Here is a 10,240-nt window from a genome sequence, read left to right as displayed (position 1 = left end):
CAATCTGGTCATGCTCACGCAATCGGCAAAGCATCGCCAGATGCAGTTTCTCCCACACGCCTACGGCTTGCCAGTCGCGTAGCCTTCGCCAGCAGGTCATCCCGCTGCCGAAGCCCAGTTCTTTCGGCAGGTACATCGACTACTACAACCGGCGCCGCATCAAATCGAAACTTGGTGGACTGAGTCCCGTGGAATATCGAATGCGGGCGGGAAAAAATTAACGCTTCAACGTCCAACTCTTGGGGGGGCAGTCCAAATCCGGGGCGGTTCAAAGTGCTATTTTTCTTTGATCCACATCTGTTTTTAGCAAATCAGTTCCCAATGTTTCGACGCCGTCGGATGCTTTGCGCTACTTGAGCTTCCGGGTTGTGTAAATGCCAAATTCTCGCCTATTGATGTATCGATCTAAATAATCTGCATACCTGATTATTTTCAATTCATCTCGTTTGATCGCGTCGTTCATGCAGTTTGTCGGGACAATTGTCTGAAGTTGACGAACTCAGCACGCTTGAGTTCAACGAAGCTGACCCACGCACCATCGCTCTTCTCGCCGCAACCTCAGCTCTTAACATCCACCCTGGAATGCTGTATAAATATACAGCATTCCAGGGTGCTAGATCGTCTCCCTCCCACCCCTTGTTGCGAGGAATTGATTGCATATCGACACGATTTATATGCAAAAGCCAGAATTTTCTGTCTGTTCGTTGCCGCCAACAACGTCGATGCGTATCGATCAGGGCGGCGATGCATCTATGCCAGGAAGAGGCGGAGTATCCCCGAGTAAAGAGCGTGTCTATGGCAGCAGCAATTCAGCTAGCGACGACCACGCTGTCGTCGCAATTACGGCGTCAGGTATGGCAAGGCAATGCGCTTGCCGGCCCGGACTCGCTCGTCGTCTCCAGCGGCTATGCCGAGCTGGACCGGCTACTGCCGGGGCAAGGCTGGTCGGCGGGCGGGCTGACGGAGTTGTTGATCGAGCATTGCGGAGTGGGTGAGATGCGTTTGCTGGCTCATGTGCTTCGGCATCTGACACAACAGGCCGAGCAGCACGTCATGCTCGTGGCGCCGCCGTATCAGCCTTGTGTCGTGGCACTAAAGACTTGGGGCGTCGATATCAGGCGTGTCCTATGGGTGCGCTCGACGGAAGATCAGGCGCTTTGGGCTGCCACTCAGGTACTGAAACAGAGCGGTATCGGCGCGGTGTTCGTGTGGCTGCAGAATGCGCGCGCCGACAAGGTCCGGCGTTTGCAAGTGGCAGCTCAGGAGTCGGCGGCGCTGGCATTTCTGATCCGTCCTGCGGAAGCGGCTGCGCAATCGTCGCCGGCGCCTTTGCGGATGATCTGTGAACCGCTTTTGCCGGCCAACGCGCAGACGATCAATCGTCGTCAGTGGTTGCACGAGATCGGTATGTCGATCGATATCTTCAAGCGTCGCGGACCGCCGCTCGCCGAGCCTTTGCGCCTCATTCTGCCTTTACAAAGCATTGTGTTGCCGAAAAACGAGGGCAGCCATCAACGCCCGGAGGTCAAACATGTTGTGGATCGCCGTCACCTTACCGCTGTTGCCGCTGGAAGCGGTGAAGCCGTTCGCGCTGCTTCCGGCTGGTTCGCTCGCGAAACCGAATCGGCGTGATCCGTGCAACGGCGCGAGCCAACCTCAAGCTGCCGCGGACCCGAACGCGGAAACGCGCAGCTGTTATGCGCTGGCCGATCACGCGCACATCCTGATGCCCGATCTCGACGCACGGCGCGCCGGTGTGCAGGCGGGGCATTCGCGCTCGTATGCGTTGGCGCTGGCGCCGGGGTTGACACTGCTTGCCGCCGATCCAGCCCGCGTAACCCAGGCATTCGAAGCGATCGCGCTCGCCTTGCTGAGCTACACGCCCAAAGTGTCGCTTGCCGCTGTGCATACACTGCTGCTCGAAGTTGGTTCCGGCTTGCGCCTGTTCGGTGGCCTGCGCGCGTTGTTGTCGCGCGTATCGGGCACGGTAGCGGAATTCGGCTATACGGCGCGCATCGCGTGTGCGCCGACCGCCTGGGGGGCGTGGTTATTGGCGCAGGCGCGTGCGTGCCGGCAGGGACGTCGCTGGCATGTGCTCAAGGAAGCGTCGCTCGCGCGCGTGCTCGATCGTTTGTCCGTCGCGCTGCTGCCGGTTTCACAGGAGCATCGCGATGCGTTCGCGCATGTCGGCTGCGCGACGCTCGCCGATTTGCGCCGCTTGCCGAGAGCGGGCATTGTGCGGCGTTTCGGCGGTGGCGTTCTGGAGCTGCTCGCGCAGGCATATGGCATGCGTGCCGATCCGCGCGAATCGTTTCGCGCGCCGGCGTCGTTTCATGCGCAACTGGAATTGCCGTCGCGAGTCGATAACGCCAATGCGTTGCTGTTCGCCGCGCGCCGGTTGATCGTGCAGCTGGCCGGCTGGCTCAGTGCGCATCATGCGGCGCTGAGCGGCTATACGTTGCTGCTCGAGCATGAGCTGGCGTCGCGTCACGCGCCGAAAACATCGAGCCTGAAGGTTGCGTGGGCCATTCCGTCGCGCGATGCCGAGCATCTGATCTGGCTGTTGCGGGAAAAGCTGAACCAGACGGTGCTGGCGGCACCGGTCATCGAACTGAAGCTGGTGGCGGAGCAGATCGTCGATCATGCGGGACGGTCGGACACGCTGTTTTCAATGCCCGAGTCGGATGGCGATTCTCTCGCGCGCTTGCTCGAACGTCTGAGCGCGCGCCTCGGGCCTGAGAACGTGCTGCAGTTGTCGCAGCAGGACGATCATCGGCCGGAGCGGGAAACACGCGTGGAAGCCTATCAGTCGCAAGCGTTTTCACGCAGACAGCGCATGCCGTCGAAGAGCCGCGTCAAAGCCAGGGCGGATCAAACCTGGCTGACCGATGAACTGCGCAATGCCGCGCTTGAAGAAGCACGCGAGGGCGGCGCAACGCCAGTGCAAGCTGATCCGGCAACCCCGGCAACCCCGGCACTATCCGTATCGGCTTCCTCCCAAAGCACACCCGCATTCGCAGCCCAACCCGGCAACGTCCAGGCTTCGCTCGATCTCCCCGACTGCGCGCTACCCGCACAGCCTCGTCCGCTCTGGATGCTCGACCAGCCGCTGCGTCTGATGGTGCGCGACCAGCGGCCGATCTATCGCCGGCCGCTGACCATGCTCACGCGCACCGAGCGGATCGAAGCCGGGTGGTGGGACGGCGATCTCGTCGAGCGCGATTACTACATCGCAGCTGACGATCGCGGCCACCTGTTCTGGGTGTATCGCAAGCGCAAAGGCGAGTGGTATCTGCAGGGCCTGTTCGGTTGAATGCGATGACGACTTCCGCGCCGTCCTTGCCTTCGCAGCCGACGTTCGCGGCGCATTTGCCGCCGTATGCGGAGCTGCATTGCCTGAGCAACTTCTCGTTCCTGCGGGGGGCTTCGCATCCGCACGAGCTTGTCGAGCGGGCGATGTCGCTCGGCTATCGCGCACTTGCCATTACCGACGAATGTTCGCTGGCAGGCGTCGTGCGCGCGTACACGGCCGTGAAAGAACTCGAAGAGACGCAGGCGCGCGAACGGAAAGAGCGCGAGGCAAAAGCGCAGCAGGCGATGCGGGCGGCGGCGCCGGAGGAGATCACCGTCGCAACGGCTGCGACAAAGCATGAGAAAAAACAGCTTCCGAAGGACGACCCCCCGAAGGACGACCCCCCGAAGGACGCGCCCCCGAAGGACGCGCCCCCGAAGGACGAACCCCTAAAGCCGATCCCCCACCTGATCATCGGCAGCGAATTCAATCTGACCGATGCCGAAGGCCAACCCTTCTGCACCCTGGTGGCGCTCGCACTCAATCGCAACGGCTACGGCAATCTTTCCGAACTGATCACGCTCGCGCGTTCGCGTGCGGACAAGGGCTGCTATCGCATCGGTCCGGAAGACTTCACCGAGATGCTGCCGCATCTCGAACACCTGCGCGGCTTGCCCGATTGCGTGCTGCTGCTCGTGCCGCAGCGCGCGGCGACGCTCTCGCATACGCTGCGTTGCGCGCATTGGCTCGCGTCGTTCGCGGCGCAGCGTGCATGGATTGCGCTCGAACTGTGGCAAACCGGCAGCGATGATCTGCAACTCGACGCCTTGCGGATGATTTCACAAGACAGCGGTTTGCCGCTCGTGGCCGCGGGAGGCACGCTGATGCATGTGCGTTCGCGTAAGCCGTTGCAGGACACGATGACCGCGATCGGTCTCGGCACGCCCCTCTCGGCCTGCGGTCACGCGCTAGAAGCCAATGCGGAGCGGCACCTGCGCACGCGCGTGCGTTTGGGCAAGCTGTATCCGCGCGAGACGCTCGAAGAAACGCTGCGCATTGCCGCGTTATGCCGCTTCTCGCTCGAGGAACTGCAATACGAATATCCCGAAGAACTGGTGCCCGCCGACGAATCGCCGTCGAGCTATCTGCGCAAGCTCGTCATGGCCGGCGCGATGGAGCGCTGGCCGGGCGGCATGGACCTGAAGCGGATTCAGCAGATCGAGAAGGAGCTGGGTCTGATCGCCGATCTGAAATACGAAAAGTATTTTCTGACCGTGCACGATATCGTGAGCTTCGCGCGCTCGCGCAACATCCTGTGCCAGGGGCGAGGCTCGGCGGCGAACTCGATCGTGTGCTACTGCCTGCATGTCACCGAAATCGATCCCGTCAGCATGAACATGCTGATCGAGCGATTCATCTCGCGCGCCCGCAACGAGCCGCCCGACATCGACGTCGACTTCGAGCATCAGCGGCGCGAGGAAGTGATCCAGTACATCTATGCGAAGTACGGCCGCCATCGCGCGGCGCTGACCGCGTCGCTGATTACGTACCGCTCGCGCAGCGCGCTGAAAGACGTCGGCAAGGCGCTGGGTCTCGAAGCCTCGCTGATCGAGCGGATCAGCAAGTCGCAGCAATGGTGGGATGGCCCGGGCGCGGTGGCCGCCTATCTGGCCGAAGCGGGCTTCGATGCCCGATCGCACATCACGCGGAACCTGATCCGGCTGACTCAGGAGTTGCGCAATTTTCCGCGGCATCTGTCGCAGCACGTGGGCGGCTTCGTGATCGCGAAAGACCGGCTGTCGCGGCTCGTGCCGATAGAAAATGCGTCGATGAAAGAGCGCAGCGTGATCGAGTGGGACAAGGACGACATCGATGCGCTCAAGCTGCTGAAAGTCGACGTGCTGGCGCTCGGCATGCTCTCGGCCATCCGGCGCGCGCTCGAATTCGTCGCGTTGCGGCGTGGGTTGCCGCGGTTCCGGATGCAGGACATTCCGCGCGAGGATCGTGCCGTCTACGAGATGTGCGGCCATGCCGACACGATCGGCGTGTTCCAGATCGAATCGCGCGCGCAGCAAAGCATGCTGCCGCGTCTGAAGCCGGACAAGTACTACGACCTCGTGATCGAAGTGGCGATCGTGCGGCCCGGGCCGATCCAGGGCGGCATGGTGCATCCTTATCTGCGTCGCAAGCAGGGGCTCGAGCCGATCGATTACGCCAAGGACGAGTTGCGGCCGGTGCTCGAACGCACGCTCGGCGTGCCGATTTTCCAGGAGCAGGTGATGCATCTGGCGATGGTGGCGGCGAAATACACGGGCGAGCAGGCCGACCAGTTGCGGCGCGCGATGGCCGCATGGCGGCGCAGCGGTAATCTCGCGAAGTATCAGAAGGATCTGACGGACCGCATGCTGGCGCGCGGCTACGAGCAGGCATTTATCGAGCGCATCTGCAAACAGATCGAGGGCTTCGGCGAATACGGTTTTCCGGAGAGCCATGCGGCGAGTTTCGCGCTGCTCGTTTATCTGAGCGCATGGCTGAAGCGCTACGAGCCGGCCGCTTTTCTGGCCGGTCTGCTGAACAGCCAGCCGCTGGGTTTCTATTCGCCGTCGCAACTCGTGCAGGACGCGAGGCGTCACGGCGTCAAGGTATTGCCGCCCGACGTGACGCTGAGCGACTGGGAATCGACCTTCGAGCGGCGCCATGCCGAAGGACGGCGGATTGCCGCTGACGAGACGCGTCTGCATCGTCAACATGCCGTGCTGGCCGCACAGCAATTGCGCAATCTGTCCTTGCCGCACCTGAAGGTGAGCCGCACGATCCGGCGTGCCGCGCGGCGGTTGACCGCGCGCGTGTTCAAACCAGCGAGCACGTATGGTTCGCGCGGTCCCGCGGTGCGTCTCGGTATGCATCTGATCAAGGGGCTCGCGCGGGACGCCGCCGAACGCATCATGGCGGCCCGCCGCGATGCGCCGTTGGTTGACGTCGACGATCTCGCGCGTCGCGCGGCCTTGACGCGGCGCGATCTCGAAGCGCTGGCCGCGGCGAATGCGCTTGTCGGTATCGCCGGTCATCGGCGCGAAGCGTGGTGGGCCGTGACTGCGCAGCACGCGGTGCCGAAGCTGCTGCGCGACGCGCCGATCGCCGAAGCGCCGCTCGCGTTGCCGCGCGCCAGCGAGCATCGCGAGATCGTCGACGATTATGCGAGCTTCGGTCTCACGCTCAATCGCCATCCGCTGGCGTTGTTGCGGGCGCGTCTCGCGCGGCAGAAGTTTCGCACGGCGGCCGAACTCGCCGCGTGCTGGCACGGCACAATGGCGCGGGCGTGCGGCATCGTCACCGTGAGACAGCGGCCGGGCACGGCGAACGGCACGGTGTTCGTGTCGATCGAGGACGAAACCGGCTCGATTAATGTGATCGTGTGGCCGTCGCTGGTTGAAAAGCAGCGCAAGGCGTTGCTCGGTTCATCGTTGCTCGCGGTCTATGGGGTTTTGCAGCGCGATGATGGGGTGAGTACCGGGGGCGAGAGAGGAGACCGCGCGAGTCAGGGAGAGCGTGCGGCGAGTGCGGACCGGCGCAATCGGGCGTGGGCGGGAAATGAGGCAAATAGCACAGGCGGCCCCACAAGTGGCGAAAGCGGCGAAAGTGGTACGGGCGAGGCAAGCCGCAGCGGCGAGGCGCGGCGGCTTGCCGGTCGCAAACAGAAGGGCGAGGTGGTCCATCTCGTTGCCCATCGTCTCGAGGATTACAGCGAATGGCTCGGCGAACTCGCCACGACGAGCCGCGATTTTCATTGAGGCCCGGTAGCGGGCGGGTGGCGGGTGATGAGCGGACGCGCGGCACGGCCGGCGAATCCTGCATCGGCAGCCAGCAGGCGAGCGACGCTTGCCGTGCGCTCGTGAATCCTTTCGTTTGCGCGATGCAGTTGAATGCCGGTCAGCCGTGCGCTACACAACGCACTTGGGCAAATGCGATGTATATGCGCCAGAAGCACAGCCCCAGCAGCACAGCCCCGCGGCCAACGCGTCCGATCACAGCGGCGGCCTTGAGCCGGACAAACCAGCAAACCCCGTTGCGTGGCGTCAATTCAGCCGCGACGGCATAGCGCCTTGCCACGGAAACGCAGCCAGGACCTCGCGGATCGCCGTATCGAACGGCGTGCGCCGGCCGATACCGAGCGCTTCGAGACGGCTCGACGCCAGATGGCAGTTATGCGGGCGAGGCGTCGAATCGGTTGGCGTGTGCTGAGGCGTCAGGCGCGCATCGAGTTGCAGCGCTTCGGCGATACGCACGGCGATCTCGTATTTGGTCATGGGCTCGTCCCCCGACCATTGGACGATGCCGGAGACCGTCTCGCCGCGCGCATGCAGTGCGAGCATCTGCCGGATCACGAACGCGACGTCCGGCGTGAACGTGGGGTAGCGGATCGCCCAGGCGTCCATCGTGGCGGGCTCGCCAGCGGCGGCGGCCGAGGCGGTGATCGCCGGCACGAGGCTCGTCACCGCCGATTCCGACCAGCCGACGATTGGCCCATAGAGCAGCGGCAAGCGCAGCACGCAGCCGCGCCCGGTCGTTCCGGTCAGTGCGCGTTCGCCTTCGAGCTTGCTGTGCCCGTAAGCGTTGAGCGGCGCGGGCGCGCTGTCGTGCCGATACGGCGGCTCTGTGCCGTCGAACACGTAGTCGGTCGAGATCGACAGGGTCCATGCGCCGCACCGGCCTGCCGCCGCGGCAACGATGCGCACGGCATCGACGTTCAGCGCGCGGGCCAGCGCCGGGTCGCGCTCGCAGATGTCGGGGCGGCGCTCCGCGGCGGCAATCACAACGGCATCCGGCGCCGTGCGCTCGATGAAGCGTTCGACCGCCTGCGCGTCGCGAACATCGAGCGCGGCCATTTGCGGCGACGGCCGGCTGAACGCGGTGGCGACGACCTGCCAGTCGTCCTGCCGCGCCAGTTCGTCGACGAGCGCGCGGCCGAGCAGCCCGGAGCCGCCGATAACGGCAACCTTGAACACGATCCGCTCCCTTAGCGAGCCGACGTGACCGTGTAGCCGGCCTCGTCAATCGCGGCCTTCAGCGCATCGACGGATTGCGCCGATTCCACGACCACGCGCCCGGCCACGAGATCCACCTGAACCTGCGCGGCGGCGTCGTGTTCGCGGATCGCGTTCGTGACGGCAGCGACACAATGCTGGCAGCTCATGCCTTCTACGTGGAGTTCGATTGTCATGGCGGGGTCCTCGGCGAAATCAGAATGGCGAATGGCTGAATTATGCCTGCCGATCCGTATTTGAGTGGCTGACCTTCCCATCATGGGAAGGTGTAGGATCGATTCGAACCTGATCCAGAGCATGGGGAAACAGTCATGAATATTGGCGAAGCGGCCCGCGCGTCGGGCGTCACCGCAAAAATGATCCGCTATTACGAAAGCGTCGGCCTGTTGACGGCCAAGGCGCGCACGAGCGCCGGTTATCGCGTATACGGTCCGCAGGAAGTGCATTCGCTGCGCTTTATCCGCCAGGCGCGCCGGCTCGGCTTTCTCGTCGAAGACATTCGGCGGCTCCTCGCGCTATGGCGCGATCGTTCGCGCGCGAGCGCCGAAGTGAAGCGGATCGCGCTTGAGCATGTCGCGGACCTCGACCGCCGCATCGCCGAGCTGACCGACATGCGCGACACCCTTGCGCATCTGGCCGATCATTGCCACGGCGACGACCGGCCCGACTGTCCGATCATCGAGCGCCTCGCTGACACCGATCTGGTGTCGGGGCAGGGATGTCATCCGCTGTAGCCGTTGCGGGGAAAGGTGGAACCTGATTGCACCAAGGATGTGCACCATTCCGGAACGGAATGCACCTCATGTAGGCATTTCACTGTCCGACTCAGGGCATCGGGTTATAATTCGGGTTAACCCTTTAGCGGGAAATCCCTGATGTCCGATCACCGGGGATTCGATCTGATCCTTGGAGAACATCATGTTTGCATACCTGCTTGAAAAGCTGAACACCTGGTTGGAATCTGCGGAACGTAATAGCCGTGAGGCCTACCTGGCATCGTCGTCGGATATCGTCCAGCTCGAACAGCGCATCCGCTCGATCGAAACCAACGGCTATTCGCGGTAAGTTTCAGCTTCGAGTTGGGCCCGGCGGTGCAGCGTGCACGGCCATAGCAGCACAGCATCAAGCCCCGTCGAAACGGGGCTTTGTCACATCTGGGCCCTGGGAATTGACCGCTTTTCCGGCAGGTTTGAAGCCGGCGACGCCGGAACGCCAGTCGTGGCGACTCTCGACTAGCTTCGCAACCTGCGCCGAGGTAAGGTAGGGCGCTTTTTGCGCAACCGGGCATTCATAACCAACGGGGCCGCCCATGTTCTCTGTCCGCTCGCTCGAACCCTTCAAATTCCGCCTCGCTGCGGTCATGGTGACGGCGCTGACAACCGTCTGCGCCGCGCCGGGCGCGTTCGCCGTGTCCGACAGCGCCCGCAAGCCGGTGATTCTCGACTCGCTGAGCGGTATCAACGACGGCCAGAGCGGGAGTGTGCTGATGAGCGCGCCGCTTTCGCGGCACCCGATTGTCGCCGCGCCGCCGATTGCGGCTCCTGTCGAGCTGCCGCAGGAAGCGTCGCCGCCGATCGTGGTCGCGCCATATATCCCGTTACCGGCGGGCGGCGGCGTTCCGCCGAGACCGATGCCGCGGCCGATGCCGCGGCCGATGCCGCGCCCGGTAGCGCCTTCGCAATGAGGGTGGCATAGAAGGGCGGCGGCCCGGTATCTTCGCCATCGGCTTTTTCAGTTCCGTTGCACCTCGCTGGGATCCTTGCCCGCTGCATCGGATCGAGCGTCTCCACGTCTTCCGCCTATGGGCCGCCTCGCACCCCGGCCGATTCCGCATTGGGGTTTGGGCGCATGGCGTACGAGAAACCGTCCGACGACAATCGTTGCGCGCTTTGTCGCTGGCGGC

General features: G+C 63.6%; 8 protein-coding genes and 2 pseudogenes. 7 read left to right on the top strand and 3 right to left on the bottom strand.

The features are described from left to right. Window positions 1–130 (bottom strand): annotated as a pseudogene (locus F3J20_RS29200) (IS5/IS1182 family transposase); the annotation flags it as partial. A gap of 1 nt (window position 131) precedes the next feature. Between F3J20_RS29200 and F3J20_RS29195 the strand changes: the two are divergent. The 4 genes and pseudogenes from F3J20_RS29195 to F3J20_RS29180 all read left to right on the top strand — a co-directional run. After that, window positions 132–221, top strand: a pseudogene (locus tag F3J20_RS29195) (IS3 family transposase); the annotation flags it as partial. 574 nt (window positions 222–795) lie between these two features. Further along, window positions 796–1,632 carry a translesion DNA synthesis-associated protein ImuA gene (gene imuA, locus F3J20_RS29190; protein ID WP_167285583.1) on the top strand — a complete coding sequence of 279 codons (837 nt, stop codon included), beginning with the start codon at window positions 796–798 and terminating at the stop codon, window positions 1,630–1,632. Then, window positions 1,532–3,313 (top strand): DNA polymerase Y family protein, encoded by a 1,782-nt coding sequence (locus F3J20_RS29185; protein WP_167285582.1) that lies wholly within the window; start codon window positions 1,532–1,534, stop codon window positions 3,311–3,313. The genes imuA and F3J20_RS29185 overlap by 101 nt, the downstream gene beginning before the upstream one ends. Before the next feature lie 5 nt (window positions 3,314–3,318). Continuing rightward, a complete protein-coding gene (locus F3J20_RS29180) occupies window positions 3,319–7,083 on the top strand; it encodes an error-prone DNA polymerase (RefSeq protein ID WP_167285581.1) in 3,765 nt (1,254 codons plus the stop codon). A gap of 285 nt (window positions 7,084–7,368) precedes the next feature. Here the strand turns inward: F3J20_RS29180 and F3J20_RS29175 are convergent, their stop codons facing one another. Then, a complete protein-coding gene (locus tag F3J20_RS29175) occupies window positions 7,369–8,298 on the bottom strand; it encodes an SDR family oxidoreductase (RefSeq protein WP_167050347.1) in 930 nt (309 codons plus the stop codon). Window positions 8,299–8,309: 11 nt separating this feature from the next. Further along, window positions 8,310–8,513 (bottom strand): cation transporter, encoded by a 204-nt coding sequence (locus tag F3J20_RS29170; RefSeq protein WP_167050349.1) that lies wholly within the window; start codon window positions 8,511–8,513, stop codon window positions 8,310–8,312. Between the two features lie 135 nt (window positions 8,514–8,648). Between F3J20_RS29170 and cueR the strand changes: the two genes are divergently transcribed. The 3 genes from cueR (at window position 8,649) to F3J20_RS29155 (ending at window position 10,021) form a co-directional block, all read left to right on the top strand. Continuing rightward, window positions 8,649–9,071 carry a Cu(I)-responsive transcriptional regulator gene (gene cueR / locus F3J20_RS29165; RefSeq protein ID WP_167285580.1) on the top strand — a complete coding sequence of 141 codons (423 nt, stop codon included), beginning with the start codon at window positions 8,649–8,651 and terminating at the stop codon, window positions 9,069–9,071. A gap of 184 nt (window positions 9,072–9,255) precedes the next feature. Continuing rightward, on the top strand, window positions 9,256–9,402 hold the full coding sequence (locus tag F3J20_RS29160) for a DUF3563 family protein (protein ID WP_167050352.1): 147 nt from the start codon (window positions 9,256–9,258) through the stop codon (window positions 9,400–9,402). Between the two features lie 244 nt (window positions 9,403–9,646). Then, on the top strand, window positions 9,647–10,021 hold the full coding sequence (locus F3J20_RS29155; RefSeq protein ID WP_240162950.1) for a hypothetical protein: 375 nt from the start codon (window positions 9,647–9,649) through the stop codon (window positions 10,019–10,021). Window positions 10,022–10,240 lie beyond the last annotated feature (219 nt).

This window comes from Paraburkholderia sp. Cy-641, from assembly GCF_011752945.1.
Classification (GTDB): domain Bacteria; phylum Pseudomonadota; class Gammaproteobacteria; order Burkholderiales; family Burkholderiaceae; genus Paraburkholderia.
This window is presented reverse-complemented; position numbering and strand designations above follow the sequence as displayed.

Coding starts and splice junctions, on each gene's coding strand:
- F3J20_RS29185 (WP_167285582.1), top strand. CDS start 1,532: ATGTTGTGGATCGCCGTCACCTTACCGCTGTTGCCGCTGGAAGCGGTG.
- F3J20_RS29180 (WP_167285581.1), top strand. CDS start 3,319: ATGACGACTTCCGCGCCGTCCTTGCCTTCGCAGCCGACGTTCGCGGCG.
- F3J20_RS29160 (WP_167050352.1), top strand. CDS start 9,256: ATGTTTGCATACCTGCTTGAAAAGCTGAACACCTGGTTGGAATCTGCG.
- F3J20_RS29170 (WP_167050349.1), bottom strand. CDS start 8,513: ATGACAATCGAACTCCACGTAGAAGGCATGAGCTGCCAGCATTGTGTC.
- cueR (WP_167285580.1), top strand. CDS start 8,649: ATGAATATTGGCGAAGCGGCCCGCGCGTCGGGCGTCACCGCAAAAATG.
- F3J20_RS29155 (WP_240162950.1), top strand. CDS start 9,647: ATGTTCTCTGTCCGCTCGCTCGAACCCTTCAAATTCCGCCTCGCTGCG.
- imuA (WP_167285583.1), top strand. CDS start 796: ATGGCAGCAGCAATTCAGCTAGCGACGACCACGCTGTCGTCGCAATTA.